The organism is Streptomyces albipurpureus (assembly GCF_023701525.1).
Classification (GTDB): Bacteria; Actinomycetota; Actinomycetes; order Streptomycetales; family Streptomycetaceae; genus Streptomyces; species Streptomyces albipurpureus.
In genome coordinates this window covers 140,169-160,873 of sequence record NZ_JAMQAW010000006.1, presented here as the reverse complement: position 1 = coordinate 160,873, position 20,705 = coordinate 140,169, and the positions used below count along the sequence as shown (strand labels likewise).

The following is a 20,705-nucleotide window of genomic DNA, read 5'->3' as shown; positions in this document are numbered from 1 at the left end:
AGTGTTTATCGGCCGGACACCTCCTCCATGTCGGCTGCGTCAAGGCCGTGTTGACCTCGCTGGGACGGCCCACCGCGCCGAGCGGGTGAGCGGCGCAGAGCGGATCACCTCCCAAGGACTCATCTTCCCTGCGGCTAGTAGCGGTCGGGCGTAGCCGCCGCAAATCCCTGAACTGGATGTTTACCTTTTGGTGGGTACCTGACTTATAAGTAGGTACTTGTGACTCGGCTGGTGCCGAAGAACGATGGGGCCATGGCTTCCCACCACCCCATCCCCGCTTCTGTCCCTCCTACTCCTGTCACGGTCATCGGACTCGGAGCCATGGGCCGGGCCCTCGCCAAAGCCCTGCTCAAGGCCGGTCACCCCACCACCGTCTGGAACCGCTCGCCCGGCAAGGCGGACGAACTGGTCGCTCTCGGCGCCACCGCCGCCACCACGGCGGAAGAGGCGGTACGGGCCGGCGAACTGATCATCGTCTGCGTTGTGGACTACGACGCGTCCCAGGCGATCCTCGACCCCCTGGCCGACGTGTTGAAGGGCCGGGTGCTGGTCAATCTGACCTCTGACCTCCCGGCGCGGGCGCGGCAGGCGGCGCACTGGGCCGAGGAGCGGTCCATCGCCTATCTGGACGGTGCCGTCATGGTGCCCACCCACATGGTGGGTTCCGCTGATGCGCTGCTGTTCTACTCCGGGTCGCGGGAATCATTCGATCGCTTTGAGCCCGTGCTGAAGGCCCTCGGCGAGAAGACCGAGTTCGTGGGCGGCGACCCGGGTTTCGCGGCCGGGTACGACCTGTCCCTGTTGGACTTCTTCTACGGCAGCATCTCCGGTCTGATCCATGGCTTCGCGCTGGCCAAGGCCGAGGGGATCAAGGCCGTCGACATCGCCCCCTATCTGCACTCCATCACCGCGATCCTGCCCGCCATGATCGAGGGCTCCGCGTCCGAGATCGACACCGGGAGCTATCCCGGCACGGAAGCCAACCTGGCCATGATGGCCGCGTCGGTCGACCACATTCGGCACGCCTCGCAAGCCCGTGGTCTCGATGTCTCCCTGCTGGAGTCGATCAAGTCGGTGGCGGACCGGGCGATCGAGCGCGGGCACGGGGCGGATGACTGGGCGAGCACCTATGAGGCAGTGATCAAGCCGGAGTGAACGGCTTGCCTTGACCTCGGCGTCAAGGATTACCGTCGGTCCATGCGAATCGGCGAACTGGCGGAGCGCGCCGGGACCACGACCCGTACGCTGCGCTACTACGAGTCGCGGGGGCTGCTACCCGCGCGACGTACGGAGAACGGCTACCGCAGCTACGGCGACGACGATCTGCGACTCCTCCAGCAGATCCGAACCCTCCAGGACTTCGGGTTCGACCTGGAGGAGACCCGGCCGTTCGTTGAGTGCCTTCGGGCCGGCCATCCAGCCGGCGACTCCTGCCCCGCCTCGCTCGCCGTCTATCGCGCCAAGCTCCGTGAGCTGGATGCGCTCATGGAGCAACTCGGCGCCATCCGAGCCCAGTTGGGCAGTCAACTCATTCGCGCCGAAGCGGAGTTGATGGATGGGGCGGAACCGCGGTGTGAATTTGGAGGATGACAACATGATCCGAGCGGCAGGCACGGCCATGGTGACGGACGCGGACTTCGCGACCGAGGTGCTCAAGGCCGATCTCCCGGTCCTGGTGGAGTTCACCGCCGACTGGTGCGGACCGTGCCGTCAGTTGGCGCCGGTACTGAGCGCCATCGCGGGCGAGGAGGCCGAACGCCTCAAGGTGGTGCAGATCGATGTGGACACCAGCCCGGAGACCACCATCCGCTACAACGTGCTCTCGACGCCGACACTGCTGCTGTTTCGGGCCGGCGAGCCGGTGAAATCCCTGGTGGGTGTGCGTCCCAAGCGCAAGCTGCTACTTGAGCTGTCCGATGCCATGGGGAACGAGAGCTAAGTCGGCGACCAGAGGTCCCCGTGCTGTGCTGGACCGCGGCGCGGGGACCCACGCGTCAGCGCGCGCCCGGACCCGCGGGAAAGCGTCCTCATCCACACATAAAAAAATCCCCGACCATCGACAATGGCGGACGGGGTAATTCTCGGCGTATATTGAGGGTTTCCCTTGCCGACTAAAACGGCAAACAGGGAACTCAATGACCACAGCATATCGCGTCGGGAGCCGAATTGTCAACCGAGGAATTGCGGCACGAACAGCAATTCATCGACCTCCTCCATGAGCGCATCACCGCGCTCCGTGAGGAGGCCGGGGCCATGCTGCGAGCCACGATCGGACAGCTCAGCACCAATTTCCAGGCCAGGGTGGAGCGTGACGCGAGCATCGCCGAGCAATCCGCCGAGCTCGCCGCGCTCCATTCGGTGGACTCCGGACTCTGTTTCGGGCGCATCGATCTGCGCGACGGTTCCCATCACCACATCGGGCGCATCGGAATCCGCAAAGACGATGCCGAACTCACCCCCCTCCTCATCGACTGGCGCGCCCCGGTGGCCCGCCCCTTCTATCTCGCCACCGGTTACGAGCCCATGGGGTTGCGCCGCCGCCGGCACATCACTTCCCGAGGCCATACCGTCACCGCGCTCCATGACGAGATCCTCGATCTCAACGACACCACCCGCACCGGATACGAGGACCACGACGGCGACACCGTCCTGCTCGCCGCGCTCGGCGCCGCCCGCACCGGACGGATGGCGGACATCGTCCAGACCATCCAGGCCGAACAGGACCGGATCATCCGCGCGCCCCGGCAGGGAATCCTCGTGGTCGAAGGCGGCCCCGGCACCGGAAAGACCGCGGTCGCCCTGCACCGGGCCGCCTATCTCCTCTACGCCCACCGCGAGCAGCTCGCCCGACGAGCCGTGCTGATCGTCGGCCCCAACCCCGCCTTCCTCGGTTACATCGGTGAGGTGCTCCCCTCGCTCGGTGAGACCGGTGTCCTCCTCGCCACCCCGGGTGAACTCTTCCCCGGGGTGCACGCCACCGGCACGGACACTCCCGCGACCGCCGAGGTCAAGGGCCGGGTCGCCATGGCCGATGTGCTCGCACGGGTCATCAGCGATCGGCAGTCACTCCCGGAGGACCTGCCCGCGGTCGACCACGAGTCCGAGGGACTGGTGCCCGAACCGGCGCTGGAGATCGACCACTCGGAGTACGGAACCCTCCTGCTGGGCCGCGAAATGGCCTACGAGGCCCGCGATCGCGCCCGCGGCATCGGCCTACCGCACAATCTGGCCCGCCCCCACTTCGCCTTCCGGATCATCGACGCCCTCACCGCGCAACTCGCCGACCGGCTGGGCGCCGACCCGTACGGCGGCCCCAATCTGCTGGGGCCCGATGACATCGCCCAACTCGGCAAGGAGATCGCCACCAGCCCGGAAGTGCATCAGGCGATCGACCAGCTGTGGCCCGAGCTCACCCCGCACCAGGTGCTTGGCGACTTCCTCGCCGAGCCTGACGGCCATCTCCCCACCGAGGACGCCGAACTGATCCGGCGTACGGGCGGGCCCTGGACCCCCGCCGATGTCCCGCTGCTGGATGAGGCCGCGGAGTTGCTGGGCGTCGATGACACCGCCCAGCGGGCCGCCGAGGAGTCGGAGCGGCTGGAGCGGATCGCCTACGCCCAGGGCGTGCTCGATCTCTCCGCTGGTTCCAAGACCTACGAGTTCGAGGACGAGGAGTCCGAAGTCCTCGCCGCTCACGACATCATCGACGCCGAGCGAATGGCACAACGCCACGAGGAGCGGGACCACCGCAGCGCGGCGGAGCGGGCTGCCGCCGACCGCACCTGGGCCTTCGGGCACATCATCGTCGACGAGGCACAGGAACTGTCCGCGATGGCCTGGCGACTGCTGATGCGCCGCTGCCCGGCCCGCTCGATGACCCTGGTCGGCGACCCGGCCCAGACCGGGGACGCGGCCGGCATGAGGTCCTGGCAGCAGATCCTCGAACCGTACGTCGGCAAGCGCTGGCAGCACACCCGGCTCGGCGTCAACTACCGTACGCCCGCGGAGATCATGGAACTCGCCGCCGCCGTCCGACGTGCCTCAAGCCCGGGGTTCGAGCCGCCCCGCTCGGTGCGCTCCACCGGGGTGCCGCCGTGGATCGAGCGCGTCCCCGGCGAGGGACTCGCCGCCGCGGTACTGGCCGCGGTGGCTCGGGAGGCACCGGACGAGGGACGGCTCGCGGTGATCGCCCCACGTGAGCTCCACCAGGGCCTGGAGAGCATCGGGGGCCCGGTGGATCTGACGCGTACGGTCGTCCTGCTGGAGCCGCGCCAGGCGAAGGGACTGGAGTTCGACACGGTGATCGTCGTCGAGCCGGCCCTCTTCGGGGACAGCGACCTCTATGTGGCGCTGACCCGAGCCACCCAGCATCTGGGCGTCATCCACACCGAGGAACTACCGAAGGGCATGAGCTGACACATCCCCGGCGTCAGCCCGTACGCCGGGGATGCTCCAGCAGGCCCCGGGCCCGGGGCTCCCGGGATCACTCCGGGCGCAACCACACCGTCCCCAGCGGTGGCAGTGTCAGCTCAAGGCTCAGCGGACGCCCGTGGGAGGGGGTCTCCTGTGCCTTGAGCGGGTCGGGGTTCCCCACACCGCCACCGCCGTAGGTCCCCGCGTCGGTGTTCAGCACCTCGACCCAGGCGGCGAACTCGTCCGGCACTCCCAGCCGGTACCCGTGCCGTACCACCGGCGAGAAGTTGCTCACCGCGAGCAGGGGCTCCCCCGCGGTGTCGTAGCGCAGAAAGGCGAACACATTGTCCTCCGCCGCGTTCCCGTCCACCCAGGCGAAGCCGCCGGGGTCGGTGTCCCGCTGCCAGAGCGCGGGCACCGACGCGTACACGGCGTTGAGATCGCGGACCAGCAGCCGCACCCCCCGGTGGTCCGCCTCCGCCGCGTACGACGGGTCCAGCAGCCACCAGTCCGGGCCATGGCCCTCCGACCACTCCGCCCCTTGGGCAAACTCCTGCCCCATGAAGAGCAGCTGTTTACCGGGGTGCGCCCACATAAAGCCCAGATAGGCCCGGTGGTTGGCGCGCTGCTGCCACCAGTCCCCGGGCATCTTGCTCACCAGCGACCGCTTGCCGTGCACCACCTCGTCATGGGAGATCGGCAGTACGTAGTTCTCGCTGTACGCGTACACCATCGAGAAGGTCATCTCCTGGTGGTGGAACTTGCGGTGCACCGGCTCGTGCGTCACATAACCGAGCGAGTCATGCATCCACCCCATGTTCCACTTCAGCCCGAAGCCCAACCCGCCGAAACCACCCGGACCCACATGGTGGGTCGCACGGGTCACCCCGTCCCAGGCCGTGGACTCCTCCGCGATCGTCACCACACCCGGGCAGCGGCGGTAGACGGTGGCGTTCATCTCCTGGAGGAAGGCCACCGCGTCGAGGTTCTCCCGCCCGCCGTGTTCGTTGGGCGTCCACTGTCCCTGTTCGCGCGAGTAGTCGAGATAGAGCATCGAGGCGACGGCGTCCACCCGGATGCCGTCGATATGGAACTGCTCGCACCAGTAGACCGCGTTGGCCACCAGGAAGTTGCGCACCTCCTTGCGGCCGTAGTCGAATTCGAGCGTGCCCCAGTCGGGGTGCGCCGCCCGGGAGGGGTCCGGGTGCTCGTAGAGCGGGCGGCCGTCGAACTCCGCGAGGGCCCAGTCGTCGCGGGGGAAGTGCGCCGGCACCCAGTCCATGATCACGCCGATGCCCGCGTGGTGGAGTGCGTCGACGAGATGGCGGAAGTCGTCGGGCGAGCCCATCCGGGAGGTCGGCGCGTAGAAGCCCGTGACCTGGTATCCCCAGGACCCGCCGAAGGGGTGCTCGGACACCGGCATGAACTCCACATGGGTGAAGCCCAGGTCCTTGACGTACCGCGGCAGCTGCAGGGCGAGCTGACGGTAGGTCAGACCAGGTCGCCAGGACGGCAGATGCACCTCGTAGACCGAGAGCGGTGACTCATGCACCGGGCGGTCCCCGCGATGGGCCAGCCACTCCTCGTCCCGCCACTCGTAACGTGACTCGGTGACGATGGACGCGGTGGCCGGCGGCACCTCCGCCTGCCGGGCCATCGGGTCGGCGCGTACGGTGTGCGAGCCGTCGGGCCGCATGATCTGGAACTTGTAGAGCGCACCCGCGCCGACCCCGGGCACGAAGAGCTCCCAGACGCCGGTCGACCCCAGCGAGCGCATGGGGAATCCGGCGCCGTCCCAGTAGTTGAAGTCACCCATGACCCGGACCCCGCGCGCGTTGGGGGCCCAGAGGGTGAACCGGGTGCCGCTGACGCCCTCATGGGTGATCACATGCGCGCCCAGCGCCCGCCAGAGCTCCTCATGCCGGCCCTCGCCGATCAGATGCAGATCGAGATCGCCGAGGGTGGGCAGGAAGCGGTACGGGTCATGGGCCTCGACCTCGTGTTCGCCGCCCTCCCCCGCGTAGGCGATGAGCAGCCGGTACTCGGGGACCGTACGCATCGGCAGCACCCCGGAGAACAGGCCGTCGCCGTCCGCGTACAGCTCCGCTCGCAGTCCCTTCGCGAGCACGGTCACCGCCTTCGCGAAGGGACGCAGCACCCGCAGCTCGACGCCCGCGCGGCTGATCCGGGCCCCGAGCAGGGAGTGCGGATCGTGGTGACCGCCCGCCAGCAGCCGCTCCCGGTCCGCCGGTGTGAGCGGCTTGGCGGCCCGTACGCCCCGGCTGGGGTTCGCGGTCCGTGCCTTGGGTGCCGCGGCCGCCCTCTTGGCCTTGGGCTTCGCCTCCTTGGGCGGCCCGTCGGCGGCTGTGGCGCTGGGGAGGAAGGTCACGGGCGGGGTCTTGCGCGAGGGGGGTCGGGCGGTCACGGGGATGGGCCTCCTTGGCCGGATGGGGGGTCAGGCGCCGGGTGGGGGTCAGGCGAGCGCGGCGAGACGTTCGATCGCCGCCATGGGCACCGGAAGCCAGCTCGGTCGGTGCCGGGCTTCGTACACCGCCTCGTACACGGCTTTGTCCGTCTCGTACGCGCGCAGCAGTTCGGGTTCCGCACGGGGGTCGTCGCCCGAGCTCTGGGCGTACCCCTCGCAGTACGCGGCCCGGCAGCGCTCGGCCCAGGCAGGGTTCCAGGGGCTGTGGGAGCGGGCCGCGTAGTCGAAGGAACGCAGCATTCCGGCGATGTCCCGTACGGGGGGTTGGGGGCTGCGGCGCTCGTGGAGGGGGCGGGCGGGCTCACCCTCGAAGTCGATCACCGACCAGTGCCCCGGGGGAGCCGGGGGGAGCGCCGGGTAGGCCGGGAGCCCCGGGTGCGCTGTCGTCGAGAGGTCCGAGCGCGCCCGCTGCGCCGTTGACGCGGCGGGCGCGCTGGGTGCGGTCGGTGCGGAATGCGCCGATGGCGGGGAGGGCGGTAGGGGCTCCGGGGGTTGGTGCAGCGCCTGTCCCAGATGGAGGTCCCCGTGCACCCGCTGGGCCCGCCAGACCCGGCCTCGCCGTCCCAGCGCGGCCACCGCGTCGAACGCGGTACCCAACCGTGGCACATAGGGCAGCAGCGCGGGCACCGCCCGTGCGGCCTCCTCCAATCGGCGCCGCATCGCCCTGGTCAGTTGTTCGGTGTGCTCCTGGCGCAGCAGTACCGTCGGCAGGGCGGCGGCGAGCGCGGTGTGCACCTCGGCGGTCACCCGGCCGAGTGCCCGCGCCTCGTCGGTGAACGACCGCCCCGCGGCCAGTGCGTCGAGGGCCAGCCGCCAACCGTCCTGGGAGCCGCGTAGATAGGGCTGGAGTACACCCAGGGTGTACGGCTGGGGTGCCGTGGACTCGTACCAGGCGACGGGCACCGGCACCCGACCGCAGCCGGCCCGGGCCAGGGCGAGGGGGAGTTCCAGATCGGGGTTGGGGCCGGTTTGCACGCGTCGGAAGACCTTGAGGATGTAGGTGTCCCCGTAGACCAGCGAGGAATTGGACTGCTCGGCCTCCAGTGGTTTTGCGGTGAGACCGCCGGGGAGCGCGGGACTCCGGTCGAACCGTGAGAACCGCAGGGGGCCGAGGGCGCCGGGGCTCCGCAGCCGTTCCAGGATCAGTTCGGCGAGCCGGGGGTCGTGCAGCCCCTCGTAGACCATCCGCCCGGCGAGTGGCCCGTCGGTGGGCCGGCCGATGAGGGCTGGGGCGAGGTGGCGGGGCAGGGCTTCTCGCACGCCGAGCATCAGTTGGTAGCAGTCGCGCGGCCCATCGGTGGGCAGTCCGGGCTGCCGCACTTCCACCAGGAGGTGCAGCAGCCCCGGCCCGGGGCCCCGCGAGGGAAGGAGCTCGGTCGCCGAGACCAGCGAGAGGCCGGTGATGGGGTGGCCCTTCCCCGCGAACCAGCGCTGGTGCGGCAGCCAGTCGAGCAGCAGGGGAGCGAGCGACGGAAGGAGGGCAACGGAAGTACGGGTGGATGCAGCCTCCGCCATGGAATCGCGCCCTTTCCCCGAAATGCACCTTTATCGCATGTAATGGCCAAAGTGTCCCGGATCATGGCGTTGACTGTCCGGCGGCACGCGGGGGTGACGGGGAGAGTGCCCGGTGCGGTCCGTGGAATCCGCTCCACGGGGAGGCGTGGTGGGGCCCGCGCGGTGGGGGACGGGCGGGCCGAATCGGCGCCCGGCCGCACGCCCGCTCCGGAGGGGACCCGTGCCGTGCGTCGCCTCGGGGCCATCCGGCTCGGCCGGGGAGGGGCCGGCGCCTGGACCGGCCGGGGCAGACCGCAGGAGTGGCCGGTCGCGGCGACGGGGGCGGAGCCCGGTGGCGCCCCGGCGGGCGGTGACCCTGCCTTGTGCTGAGGCCGCGTCAGGGGGTGGAGCCGTGCGCTGGGCGCTCAGCCCCGCTCGCTGCCGCAGGCGAGGTGCGGGCCGGGTGGGGCATGGGCCGCGCCGCCTCGGGCTCTCACGCCCTCCTGGCCGACGCCGCTCCTTCGGTCCGGCGGTGCGGAGGGAAGGGCGTCATCAGGCTGATCGGTGGCGACAGCCGGTACGGTCGCTCACAGGTCGGCCCGGAGCCCGGAGCCCGGAGTTCGGTGCTCGGTGCTCGGTGCTCGGTGCTCGGCGGGAGTCCCGAGGGCCAGGGGGCGGGTGGGGCGAATGTGCGGGGCGCGGCATCTCCCCAAGGATCGGACCGCCTGCCGAGGGGGCACCCCTGAGGAACCGCCCCATCGGCAGGATGACCCTTGGCGGGCGGGATCCACCGCCCCGAGATGACGGGTGTCCCTGACGTCCGCTGCCAGTCGGCGGATGTCAGACAGGCGCAGGGCCGGCCACCACGCCGCTCTCCCCCGCCGCTGAGTCCGCTCTGAGCCGGAACCAGTAGAACCCGTGCCCGGCCAGGGTCAGCAGATAGGGCCACTGCCCGACCGCCGGGAAGCGCACCCCGCCGATCAGCTCCACCGGATGGCGCCCGGTGAACTCCCGTAGGTCCAACTCCGTCGGTTGTGCGAACCGCGAGAAGTTGTGCACACACATCACCAGGTCGTCCTTGTACTCCCTGGTGAAGGCCAGTACGGCCGGATTGGACGAGGGCAGTTCGGTGTACGCGCCGAGGCCGAAGGCGGGATTCTGCTTACGGATCTCGATCATGCGCCGGGTCCAGTGCAGCAGCGAGGACGGGCTGCTCATGGAGGCCTCGACATTGGTGACCTGGTAGCCGTAGACCGGGTCCATGATGGTCGGCAGATAGAGCCGCCCCGGGTCACAGGAGGAGAATCCAGCGTTCCGGTCCGGCGTCCACTGCATCGGGGTGCGCACCCCGTCCCGGTCACCGAGCCAGATGTTGTCACCCATCCCGATTTCGTCGCCGTAGTAGAGGATCGGCGATCCGGGCAGGGAGAGCAGCAGTGCGGTGAAGAGTTCGATCTGGTTGCGGTCGTTGTCCAGCAGGGTGGCGAGCCGCCGGCGGATGCCGATGTTGGCCCGCATCCGCGGGTCCTTGGCGTACTCCGCGTACATGTAGTCGCGTTCTTCGTCCGAGACCATTTCGAGGGTCAGCTCATCGTGGTTGCGAAGGAAGATGCCCCACTGGCAGCTGGTGGGGATCGCCGGGGTCTTGGCGAGGATCTCCGAGACCGGGTAGCGGGATTCGCGCCGTACGGCCATGAAGATCCGTGGCATCACCGGGAAGTGGAACGCCATATGACACTCGTCGCCGCCCCTGGCGTAGTCGCCGAAGTAGTCGACGACGTCCTCCGGCCACTGGTTGGCCTCGGCGAGCAGCACCGTGTCCGGGTACTGCGCGTCGATCTCCTCGCGCACCCGCTTGAGGAAGGTGTGGGTGGCCGGGAGGTTCTCGCAGTTGGTGCCCTCCTGCTGGTAGAGGTAGGGCACCGCGTCCAGCCGGAAACCGTCGATACCCAGGTCCAGCCAGAACCGCAGGGCCGAGATGATCTCGTCCTGGACGGCCGGGTTCTCATAGTTGAGATCGGGCTGGTGGGAGAAGAAGCGGTGCCAGTAGTACTGCTTGCGGACCGGGTCGAAGGTCCAGTTCGATGACTCGGTGTCGACGAAGATGATCCGGGCGTCCTCGAACTGTTTGTCGTCGTCGGCCCAGACGTAGTAGTCGCCGTACGGCCCGTCCGGGTCCGATCGGGACTGGAGGAACCACTCGTGCTGGTCGCTCGTGTGGTTCATCACGAAGTCGATGATCACGCGCATTCCGCGTTGGTGCGCGGCGTCCACGAACTCCACGAAGTCGGCGAGATCGCCGAACTCCGGTAGTACGGATGTGTAGTCGGCCACGTCGTAACCGCCGTCCCGCAGTGGGGACTTGAAGAACGGCGGCAACCAGAGGCAGTCGACACCGAGCCACTGGAGGTAGTCGAGTTTGGCGGTGAGGCCCTTGAGGTCGCCGACGCCGTCCCCGTTGCTGTCCTGGAAGGACCGCACGAGGACTTCGTAGAAGACCGCCCGCTTGAACCAGTCGGGGTCGCGGTCCTTGGCGGGGGTGTCCTCGAACAGGTCGTGGACGGGCTCGTTGACGATCATGATGTGGGTGACCCTCCGGTCGGCGGGGACGGTCGCAGAACAACGATGTGCGCGGGCCTGCGGCCCGGCTCTAGGCGCACATACGAGGCTCTGCCCCAGTGATAGGTCTCGCCGGTGAGCTCATCGCGCACCGGTGCGGTCTCGTGCCATGCGAGGCCGAGTCGCGGCATGTCCAACGAGACCGTCGCCTCGTGGGTGTGGTGGGGGTCGAGGTTGGCAATCACGATCACGGTGTTCGAACCGGACCGCTTCGAGTACGCGATCACCGCGTCGTTGTCGGTGTGATGGAAGTGGATGTTCCGCAGCTGCTGGAGTGCGGGGTTGCGGCGCCGGGTGCGGTTGAGCGCGGTGATCAAGGGTGCGATGGAGCGGCCCTCGCGCTCGGCGGCCTCCCAGTCACGCGGCCTTAGCTGGTATTTCTCCGAGTTCAGATACTCCTCGCCGCCCTCGCGCAGCGGGGTGTTCTCGCACAGTTCGTACCCCGCGTACATGCCCCAGGAGGGGGAGAGGGTCGCCGCGAGCACCGCCCGGATCTCAAACGCCGGCCGGCCGCCGTGCTGGAGATGGGCGGGCAGGATGTCCGGGGTGTTCACAAAGAAGTTCGGGCGCATGTACGAGGCCGATGCGCCGGCCAACTCGGTGACGTACTCGGTCAGCTCCTGCTTGGAGGTGCGCCAGGTGAAGTAGGTGTACGACTGCTGGAAACCCACGGCCGCCAGGGCGTGCATCATGGCCGGGCGGGTGAACGCCTCGGCGAGGAAGACCACATCGGGGTCGGCGCCGTTGATCTGGGCGATCACCTGTTCCCAGAAGACGACCGGCTTGGTGTGGGGGTTGTCCACTCGGAAGATCCGCACACCGCGATCCATCCAGAATCGCAGCACCCGGACCGTCTCGCGCACCAGACCGGACATATCGGTATCGAAGGCGATCGGATAGATGTCCTGGTACTTCTTCGGGGGGTTCTCGGCGTAGGCGATCGAGCCGTCGGCGCGATGGCGGAACCACTCGGGGTGCTCACGCACCCAGGGGTGGTCGGGGGAGCACTGGAGTGCGAAGTCCAGGGCCACTTCCAGCCGCAGAGCGCGGGCGGCGACCATGAACCGGTCGAAGTCGCTCAGGGTGCCGAGATCCGGATGCACCGCGTCATGGCCGCCGTCGGCGGAGCCGATGGCCCAGGGGACACCCACATCGTGAACGCCGGGGGAGAGGCTGTTGTTGGGGCCCTTGCGGAAGGTGGTTCCAATGGGGTGGATGGGCGGCAGATAGACCACATCGAAACCCATGGCGGCGATCGCGGGCAGTCGTTCCGCCGCGGTCCGAAAGGTGCCGGACACCAGCGGCCCGGCCTTGGCCCCCTTGGTGTTCCTGGCGGTCCTGGAGCCCTTCGCGACCTTTGCCCCCTCGGACCGGGGGAACATCTCGTACCAGGAGCCGTACAGCGCCCGACGCCGCTCCACCACCAGCGGTAGCGGCTCGGAGGCGGTGACCAGTTCCCGCAGCGGGTGGCGGGCGAGGGCGGCGGCGGCGTCCGGGGCCAGGGCCGCGGCCAGTCGGGCGGCGGCCGGGCGTTTGACGTCGCGGAGCGCGTCCACCGCCGCGAGCACCGCCTCCCGGCCGTCCTTCTTGGGCACCCCGGCGGCTGCCCGCTCATAGAGCTCCGCGCCTTCGGCGAGCACCAGCGCGGTATCGATTCCCGCGGGAATCTTGATCCGCGCTTCCTGGAGCCAGGTCGCCACCGGGTCGCTCCACGCCTCGACGGTGAAGCTCCAGCGCCCTTCGGCGTCCGGGGTGACCTCCGCCCCCCAGCGATCGGTACCGGGGGCCAACTCCCGCAGTGGAGCCCAGGGGCCGGGGCGGCCTCGCGGGTCGCACAACACGACATTGGCCGCGACGGCATCGTGCCCTTCCCGGAAAACGGTGGCGCTGACCGGGAAGGTCTCGCCTACGACGGCCTTCGCGGGCCTCCTCCCGCGGTCGACTTGAGGACTGACGTCCAGGACGGGGATACGACCGATCATGGGCTCACCTGGTGGCTGTGCGGGCGGACAGGGTGAGGTCTCTGAAACGTTTCGCCGGATCTCCTGCGCTATGGCAGATTTGCGACTTTCGCTGACCTTTCCCGCTATTTGTAGCTGCTGGATTGGTGGCTGATGGGTTGTGGGCATGGCCGCTTCCCTACGCGTTCACTCGGCAGGCGGAAGGAAAGGGACGGAAGCGGCGCCCAGGAGCCGTGCGATCACCCGGCCCCGCTCACGGCCACACCCCCGCAGATACCCGCGTATCCCCACGATGCCCCGCCCCCGGCGGATTCCCTGTGCCGTCCACAGGGGACGCGCACGGGCTGGCAACTGCACGGGATGTCATCTACCCGGGCCCGCGTCGGATTCCCGTAGACCCGTACCGGGACCCCTCCCCGCATCCAGGCCGGTCAATCAGCCGTTTCCGGCCAACCAGGGAGCAAAGGGGCGCGGAGGCCTTCAGTCCTGGCGCCGCGGGCGCTCACCGCAGGCGCTGCGGACGCCCCGCGAACGCCCCCACTTCCGTCGTTCGGTGACGGACCGACGGGCACACCGTCGTGCGTCCCCTGGGATGCCTGTCTCCCCTGCGATGGTGGGACCCGTGAAGGCCATTCGTCGATTCACCGTCCGCCCCGTCCTCCCCGAGCCACTCCATCCACTCAGCGACCTCGCCCGCAATCTGCGCTGGTCCTGGCATACCGATACCCGCGACCTCTTTCAGGCAGTAGACCCCGACGGCTGGCAGGCGGCCGGGGGCGACCCCGTACGGTTGCTCGGTTCCGTCTCCGCCGCCAGGCTGACGGAGCTGGCGCAGGACCGGCGCTTCCTGCGCCGGCTGACCGCCGTCGCCGATGATCTGGACGACTATCTGCACGGCCGCAGGTGGTACCAGACCCACAGCCCCGAGGCCCCTGACCGCACCACCGCCCTCGATCCCGCTATCGGCCGTGATGAGACACCGTTCCCCACCGCCGTCGCCTACTTCTCGCCCGAGTTCGGTGTCACCGCAGCCCTGCCCCAGTACTCGGGCGGACTCGGCATCCTCGCCGGAGACCACCTCAAGGCCGCCAGCGACCTCGGCGTACCCCTGATCGGCGTGGGACTGCTCTACCGACACGGCTACTTCCGGCAGTCCCTGTCCCGCGACGGGTGGCAGTTGGAGCACTATCCCGTACTCGACCCCCATGAACTCCCCGTCACCCTGCTGCGCGAACACGACGGCAACCCCGCCCATGTCTCCCTCGTCCTCCCCGGGGGACGCGCCCTGCGGGCGCATGTCTGGGTGGCCCACGTCGGCCGGGTCCCCCTGCTGATGCTGGACTCCGACGTCGAGGAGAACGCGCCCGGCGAACGGGACGTCACCGACCGTCTCTACGGCGGCGGCAGCGAACACCGACTGCTCCAGGAAATGCTGCTGGGCATCGGCGGGGTCCGGGCACTGCGCATCTACTGTCGACTCACCGGCCACGCCGCACCCGAGGTCTTCCACACCAACGAGGGCCACGCCGGCTTCCTCGGCCTCGAACGCATTCGCGAGCTGGGCGAACCGGTCGAGAGCGGCGGGCACGGACTGGACTTCGACGCCGCACTCGAAGCCGTCCGCGCCGGCACGGTGTTCACCACCCACACCCCCGTCCCGGCCGGCATCGACCGCTTCGAAACCGAACTCGTGGCCCGCCACCTCGGCGAGCGCGCCGAACTCCCCACGGTCCCCGTCGACCGCATCCTGAAGCTCGGCCAGGAGAGCTACCCGGGCGGCGAACCCCGCCTCTTCAACATGGCCGTGATGGGACTGCGCCTGGCCCAACGCGCCAACGGCGTCTCCACCCTGCACGGCGCCGTCAGCCGCGATATGTTCGCCGGCCTCTGGCCCGGCTTCGACGCGGACGAAGTCCCGATCACCTCCATCACCAACGGAGTTCACGCCCCCACCTGGATCGCCCCCGAGGTACTGCGGCTCGCCGCCCGGCGCATCGGCGTCGGCCGTGCGGAGGACGCCCTGTCCGCCGGCAACCCGGAACGCTGGGAGTCCGTCGGAGGCATCCCTGACATCGATGTCTGGGAGCTGCGCCGCACGCTTCGCGAACAACTCGTCGGCGAGGTCCGGCGCCGGCTGCGCGCCTCCTGGCACCAGCGCGGTGCGGGCGCGGCCGAACTGGGCTGGGTGGACTCCGTGCTCGACCCCGAGGTGCTGACCATCGGCTTCGCCCGCCGAGTGCCCTCGTACAAACGGCTCACACTGATGCTGCGCGACCGCGAGCGGCTGCGTGAACTGCTGCTGCACCCGACCCGTCCGATCCAGATCGTCGTCGCCGGCAAGGCCCACCCCGCCGACGACGGCGGCAAACGGCTGGTGCAGGAGTTGGTGCGGTTCGCCGACGACCCACGGGTACGCCACCGGATCGTCTTCCTCCCCGACTACGGCATGGGCATGGCGCAGAAGCTCTACCCCGGCTGCGACGTCTGGCTCAACAACCCCCTGCGCCCGCTGGAGGCGTGCGGCACCAGCGGAATGAAGGCCGCACTCAACGGCGGACTCAACCTCTCCGTCCTGGACGGCTGGTGGGACGAGTGGTACGACCCCGACTTCGGCTGGGCGATCCCCACCGCCGACGGCTCCGCCACCAGCGAGGACCGACGCGATGACCTGGAGTCCGCGGCGCTCTACGAGCTCATCGAGAACCGGGTGGCACCGCTGTTCTACGAACGCGGCCCAGAAGGACTGCCCAGGCGCTGGACCGAGATGGTCCGCCGCACCCTGGCCGTGCTCGGACCTCGGGTCCTGGCGGGGCGGATGGTACGGGAGTACGTGGAGCGGCTCTATGTGCCAGCGGCCCGGGCACACCGCCTGATGGACACGGACACCTCCCGCGAACTGGCCTTCTGGAAGCAGCGGATGCGCGGGGCCTGGCCCCAGGTGGCGATCGACCATGTGGAGACACTGGAACAGACGACCGACGAACGCTCGGCGGAGTTGGGCGCCACGCTCGCACTCCGGGTACGGGTGGCACTCGGCGAACTCCACCCGGAAGACGTGGAGGTCCAGGCGGTGGCGGGCCGTGTCGACCTCGACGACGCCATCACCGACGCCCGCACCTCCCCCCTGAAGCCGGTGGGCAGCGGCCCCGACCTGGAGGGCCGCTGGATCTACGAGGGCCCCCTGACCCTCGACCACACCGGCCCCTTCGGCTACACGGTCCGCGTCCTCCCGGCCCACCGCCTCCTGGCCTCCAGCGCGGACCTGGGCCTGGTGTCGCTACCGGTGGAGACCACGGGGGAGACGGGCGGGGTGGTGCTGCGCTGAGACCGGGTGTGCGCCCGGGCGGGGGAGCGGGGGACCTCGCCCGGGGGTGGGGGCTCCGTGTGGCACTCGGGGTTGTAGCCGCCAACGGACCCGAAGTGCGTGCGCGGGTGGGGTGGCCGACGGCACCAGAGTGGCGCTCAAGTCCCGTAAATGGGCGCTTCCCAGGACATGTGTGGCATGGCCCCTTAGCTGAGTTTCACGAGGGTTGGGCTTACCCAGCGTGCGGGTTCAGTCACGCAGTATGCTCATCGAGTGACAGAGCCGTCACGCCCCGAGACGCGTGGCCCTCGGCACGCGATACGCGGGAGATCAGCCCATGGACCGAAGCCCTGGCGAGCGGCAACGAAGGCGTGAGCTGAATGATGCTGCCAGCGGAATCTGGCTGGACCCGTCTTGCGGCTTACCCGCCCTACCGATCGCGGATCTGAGGAGTTCGAGCGGCACGCTTCCCTCGCAGGTCGTGCGCGAGGAAGTGTGCCCCGAGACGCGGCTGTGAAGCGTGCGCGGGGACGCTGCTACCTTACGCGGCTGCGCCATTCTGCTGGGTGTAGTGGATGTGGTGTCTCCACTCGGCAGACCTCCTGTCGAGTTCCCGTACGTACTCTCCGCTGCCCCTGGAACAGCATGCGGGCGTACGCTCGTTGAGACGGCTATCACACGCCAGGGAGCACGAGTTGTGAACCTGCCCGAAGACGTGACGGAACTGCCCGCGGAATTGACCACCGGCGAGCGCATCCGTATCACCCGGGAGCGCCGCGGGATGAGTGGCCAGGTACTTGCCGGTCTGGTAGGCCGATCACCGGATTGGCTGACGAAGATCGAACGTGGAGACCGGGATCTACGTTCTCTGCCGATGCTCATCCGCCTCGCGCAGGCGCTGCGGGTGGATGACCTATCCAAGCTCACCGGCCATGACACGGTGATTCCCGTCGACCAAGGTGGCAAAGTCTCGCATTCCTCGGTCCCGGCACTGAGGGAAGCCATCCACTCGTCCATCTTCCGCCGCTCCGCGTATGAGTTGGGCACGGTGGATGAGCTGCGGGGCAGAGTCCGGCAAGCCTGGGTGACCTGGCACTCGTCGACGCACCAGCGTACCGAGGTGGGCGCGGTGCTCCCCGACCTCCTGATCGCGTGCCATGCGGCCGTCAGGCGCGCTGACAGCGATGACCGGCGCCAGGCCTATGCGGTGATGGCGGAGGCGTACGCACTCGCGCAGCAATTCGCGGCGCATACGACGGAGCCTGAGCTGTACTGGCTCACGGTCGACCGTGCCCGTATGGCCGCCGAGGAGGCCGACGATCCGGTGCTGTTGGCTGCTGCCGCCTGGATTGTTGGCCATGGTCTCCGTGACAGCGGCCACACGGAGGAAGCTCTTCGTCTGGTGAGTGAAGCGGCGGACACCCTGCGGGGACGCCTTGAGGAGGGGCCGGACATTCTTCGCGGGACCTTCGGTGCGTTGTGCCTTCACGCTGCGGTCACAGCGGCCAAGGAAGGGCGTGAGGGAGAAGCCTGGCGGTGGTGGGGCGAAGCGGACCGCACAGCGCGAACGAGCCCGAGCTACGCACATCCCTGGACGATGTTCGGGATGGGCAACGTGGCCGTACACGCCGTCTCCATCGGGGTCGATCTTCGTACGCCAGGTGCTGCCCTCCGTAGGGCTTCTGATGCTGCACCCGAGACGATTCGATCTGTTGAGCGTCGATCTCGCCTGTTCCTCGATGCCGCCCGGGCCCAGTACGCGAGAAAGGAACACGCAGGGTCCGTTCACTATCTGCGAAGGGCAATCGAAACATCGCCTGAAGCGGTCCGTTTCGTACCGTCCGGTCGTCGCCTTGAAGCGGATCTGGCGCTGAACTCACCTGCACCGATTCGGGCTGAGGCCCGGGAGTTGGCAGTCACTGTAGGCGCCGACGCGTAGCCCGATCGGGTAGGGACAGCCAGGTCGACGCGCAGATCTGTGGCCCGCAAGTAACACTCAAGCGGGCACGAGTGAGCATTCCAGGGCCCGACGTGCGGTCGGTCGTCCGCCGTTGATCGCTGCCGGTGCGCCTTCGGGATGGGGCTGCTGGCACTGGGGCGGTGGGTTCGGTGCTTCAGGGACCTACCATCGAAAATCAAGGCACGCACCCGAGCCAACCACCGAGGTGACCGTGAGCAACCTTTGGGCCGATCTGACCAATGGCGAGCGGATCAAGCACCTACGGGGCTCCGATCTGACGCAACAGGGGCTGTCTGAGGCGTCGGGCCTGTCGTACGCCACGGTCAAGAAGGCCGAACGAGATCGTGGCGAGCTTTCCATCGGATCACTGTTCAAGCTCGCATCCGCGCTGAACACCGACGTGGCTGTGATCCTTGGCCAACAAGCTCCGCGTCGGGGCATGAGGCAAGGCGATCGCGCCGCGCTTCGGCAGCTTTCCTACGCTGTTCATGAGAGCGCGCTCGGAGAGTGGAGCGGCATCGAGGATCCAAGCACTAGGCAGGAGCTGGGCCGAGCACGCGACCTCGCGTGGGACGCCTACTGGGCGGGTGATACGGCGGAGGTAGGCTCCCTCGCCTCGAAAATCCTCATGGAAGGGCAAGTCAGATATAACGGTGCCACCGGGGTTGAGCGGGAACAACTGGGTGTGGTTCTGGCGAGTACGTATCGCGTAGCGGCTTCCTGTGCGAATGGCTTTGGGCTACGGGACCTTGCTCTCGGTTCGCTCGCGTCTGCGAAGCGCCTCGCGACGGAAGCGGGCGATCCCGCGATGGCTGCTCTCCTTGATTCGACTCTGTCGTGGGTCTACCTCCGCGGTGCCGAACTGCTGCGGGCCGTTGCGGTCGCCGAGCGGGCGGCTCTTGAGATCGAGCCGAGTTCCAGCAAGGCGAACCGCCCCCAACTAGTCGCCTACGGGCGCTTGATGATTTCCGCCGCGGTCGCCGCGTCGCGTCGAGAGGACGAGTCCGCTGCCGACGACTACATCTCACAGGCGCACGCGGCGGCGGCAAGGCTCGGCAGTGATGAGGAGTTGTACGGCACTCGCTTCGGCCCGACTGCGGTCAAGACAGAGGCCATTGGAATCCATGTCTCGTTGAAGAACTACGGGCGGGCCCTCAAGCTGGCCGACCATCCCGACATGAAGCTGATTCCCGAGGGCATGTCGAAGGTGGCGAGGAATCGCTACAAGCTCGATGTGGCCTTGGCCCAGTGCGCCTCCGGCTTGCACGATGCGTCTGAACGCACCCTTGTGGAGGTTGCCCTCGACGCCCCTGAGTGGGTCAGGCATCAGGCTCTACCAAGCGTTATCGGGAAGCGTCTTGCCAAGGTATCGACGGCGCGGGCCCGGAGCTTGAGCGAACTGATTGGTGTGCCCTTGATCGCTTAGCGGCTTCGTAGCGTAGAAGTCGGCAGCCAGTCGCTCAAGTCGCGCCCACGCAGCCGCCTCAGTGGGCGTGTGCTGCCATGAGGTGCCAAGTAGAGCGCGAACATCGCAAGCCGTGCACGAGGGGCCATGTCCCGACGCACAGGAGTGAAGAGTGTGCAGCCGATCTTGATTCCCCTCGCGGCTTCAGCATCCAACAGCCCCTGTGTGTGCGGGCGCGTCCCGAATGGCGGCCCTTACGCACGGATGATGGTTCGTCCACGCCGCTCTCCCTGCCGGAAGGCGTGCGCGAGACCAACAATGCCCACCGGCATTGGCGGCTGCCATGATCCGTGTCCGTGTGCGGTGTGTCCTTGCGGCGGGGGCCCTGGAGATCCGCTTACGGCAGTGGTTTCCGGCACTCACCTGGTTTCTCTCCCGGGTTGGCGAGCGGCGGGCGCTCATGTCCGAGCTCCAGCGGCTGGAGCAAGAACCCGAGTTCGCTGCCGAGTGGCGAGCCGCGCTGGACGACGGGTTGCGGCAGATGCAGTTCAACCGTGCCGTGGACCGGCTTCTTCATCTGCTGTCGGATGAGGACGGCGCGGATGGCTGACACCGGAGAGTGCGCGCCTACTGGTCCGAGGCCATCGGGCAGGGGCCGGTGCTGGGTAGTACCGAGCCGGTTCGGGTGGTGCTGGGGGCGTTCGCGACTCCTTTTGTCCGGCGGGCGTTGCGGTGGCTGAGTGTGCAGGCGCACGACCTATGCCGATGCCGGAGGCCAGCTACCCGACCTCGTCGAACTGCTCGTGAGCGAGGTGGTCACCAACGCCGTGGTCCATGGCGCTGGCGACACCTACCGAGTGGCGGTGACAGCGGACCTCGCCATCGAGGTCTGGGACGCCTCCCGGTGCGGCCCCAACACCGCTGTGCCGACGAAGACTCCATCGGTGGCCGCGGCCTCCGTATGCTCGCCGCCGCCGCACCCGGGTACACCGTCCGCGTAGAAGAAGACCTGGGCGGCAAGACCGTGCGCTTCGAACCGAAGGGCTGGTGAAAACCGGCTTGTG

General features: G+C 68.6%; 13 protein-coding genes. 9 read left to right on the top strand and 4 right to left on the bottom strand.

Annotated features, from left to right (window positions below; translation table 11 throughout):
- The first annotated feature begins 252 nt into the window (after positions 1-252).
- From NBG84_RS05810 to NBG84_RS05795, 4 genes are all read left to right on the top strand, one after another.
- Positions 253-1,155 (top strand): NAD(P)-dependent oxidoreductase, encoded by a 903-nt coding sequence (locus NBG84_RS05810; RefSeq protein ID WP_250918184.1) that lies wholly within the window; start codon positions 253-255, stop codon positions 1,153-1,155.
- Positions 1,156-1,197: 42 nt separating this feature from the next.
- The gene (locus NBG84_RS05805; RefSeq protein ID WP_250918183.1) at positions 1,198-1,590 is read left to right on the top strand and encodes a MerR family transcriptional regulator; all 393 of its coding nucleotides are present in this window, start codon (positions 1,198-1,200) and stop codon (positions 1,588-1,590) included.
- Positions 1,591-1,594: 4 nt separating this feature from the next.
- Complete coding sequence (gene trxA / locus NBG84_RS05800; protein WP_250918182.1) at positions 1,595-1,939, top strand: thioredoxin; 345 nt, start codon at positions 1,595-1,597, stop codon at positions 1,937-1,939.
- Positions 1,940-2,181: 242 nt separating this feature from the next.
- Positions 2,182-4,416 (top strand): HelD family protein, encoded by a 2,235-nt coding sequence (locus NBG84_RS05795; RefSeq protein WP_425608583.1) that lies wholly within the window; start codon positions 2,182-2,184, stop codon positions 4,414-4,416.
- A 67-nt stretch (positions 4,417-4,483) separates the two neighbouring features.
- Here NBG84_RS05795 and glgB read toward each other — a convergent pair whose 3' ends face one another.
- The 4 genes from glgB to NBG84_RS05775 form a co-directional block, all read right to left on the bottom strand.
- Positions 4,484-6,838 (bottom strand): 1,4-alpha-glucan branching enzyme, encoded by a 2,355-nt coding sequence (gene glgB / locus NBG84_RS05790; protein ID WP_250918181.1) that lies wholly within the window; start codon positions 6,836-6,838, stop codon positions 4,484-4,486.
- Positions 6,839-6,886: 48 nt separating this feature from the next.
- Positions 6,887-8,413, bottom strand: a complete 1,527-nt coding sequence (locus tag NBG84_RS05785) for a maltokinase N-terminal cap-like domain-containing protein (RefSeq protein WP_250918180.1) — start codon at positions 8,411-8,413, stop codon at positions 6,887-6,889.
- 819 nt (positions 8,414-9,232) lie between these two features.
- Positions 9,233-10,972 carry a maltose alpha-D-glucosyltransferase gene (gene treS / locus NBG84_RS05780; RefSeq protein ID WP_250918179.1) on the bottom strand — a complete coding sequence of 580 codons (1,740 nt, stop codon included), beginning with the start codon at positions 10,970-10,972 and terminating at the stop codon, positions 9,233-9,235.
- Positions 10,969-12,993, bottom strand: a complete 2,025-nt coding sequence (locus tag NBG84_RS05775) for a maltotransferase domain-containing protein (RefSeq protein WP_250918178.1) — start codon at positions 12,991-12,993, stop codon at positions 10,969-10,971. The genes treS and NBG84_RS05775 overlap by 4 nt, the downstream gene beginning before the upstream one ends.
- Before the next feature lie 601 nt (positions 12,994-13,594).
- Between NBG84_RS05775 and glgP the strand changes: the two genes are divergently transcribed.
- The 5 genes from glgP (at position 13,595) to NBG84_RS05750 (ending at position 20,642) form a co-directional block, all read left to right on the top strand.
- Positions 13,595-16,297, top strand: a complete 2,703-nt coding sequence (gene glgP, locus NBG84_RS05770) for an alpha-glucan family phosphorylase (RefSeq protein ID WP_250918177.1) — start codon at positions 13,595-13,597, stop codon at positions 16,295-16,297.
- Positions 16,298-16,973: 676 nt separating this feature from the next.
- Positions 16,974-18,215 carry a helix-turn-helix domain-containing protein gene (locus NBG84_RS05765; RefSeq protein WP_250918176.1) on the top strand — a complete coding sequence of 414 codons (1,242 nt, stop codon included), beginning with the start codon at positions 16,974-16,976 and terminating at the stop codon, positions 18,213-18,215.
- Positions 18,216-18,447: 232 nt separating this feature from the next.
- Entirely contained in the window at positions 18,448-19,662 is a 1,215-nt protein-coding gene (locus tag NBG84_RS05760) for a helix-turn-helix domain-containing protein (RefSeq protein WP_250918175.1), read from the top strand.
- A 322-nt stretch (positions 19,663-19,984) separates the two neighbouring features.
- Complete coding sequence (locus tag NBG84_RS05755) at positions 19,985-20,251, top strand: hypothetical protein (RefSeq protein ID WP_250918174.1); 267 nt, start codon at positions 19,985-19,987, stop codon at positions 20,249-20,251.
- A 130-nt stretch (positions 20,252-20,381) separates the two neighbouring features.
- Complete coding sequence (locus NBG84_RS05750) at positions 20,382-20,642, top strand: hypothetical protein (protein WP_250918173.1); 261 nt, start codon at positions 20,382-20,384, stop codon at positions 20,640-20,642.
- Positions 20,643-20,705 lie beyond the last annotated feature (63 nt).

Bases quoted from the DNA above. Each gene is read 5' to 3' on its own strand.
- NBG84_RS05810 (WP_250918184.1), top strand. From the start codon at position 253: ATGGCTTCCCACCACCCCATCCCCGCTTCTGTCCCTCCTACTCCTGTC.
- NBG84_RS05805 (WP_250918183.1), top strand. From the start codon at position 1,198: ATGCGAATCGGCGAACTGGCGGAGCGCGCCGGGACCACGACCCGTACG.
- trxA (WP_250918182.1), top strand. From the start codon at position 1,595: ATGATCCGAGCGGCAGGCACGGCCATGGTGACGGACGCGGACTTCGCG.
- NBG84_RS05785 (WP_250918180.1), bottom strand. From the start codon at position 8,413: ATGGCGGAGGCTGCATCCACCCGTACTTCCGTTGCCCTCCTTCCGTCG.
- treS (WP_250918179.1), bottom strand. From the start codon at position 10,972: ATGATCGTCAACGAGCCCGTCCACGACCTGTTCGAGGACACCCCCGCC.
- NBG84_RS05775 (WP_250918178.1), bottom strand. From the start codon at position 12,993: ATGATCGGTCGTATCCCCGTCCTGGACGTCAGTCCTCAAGTCGACCGC.
- NBG84_RS05755 (WP_250918174.1), top strand. From the start codon at position 19,985: ATGATCCGTGTCCGTGTGCGGTGTGTCCTTGCGGCGGGGGCCCTGGAG.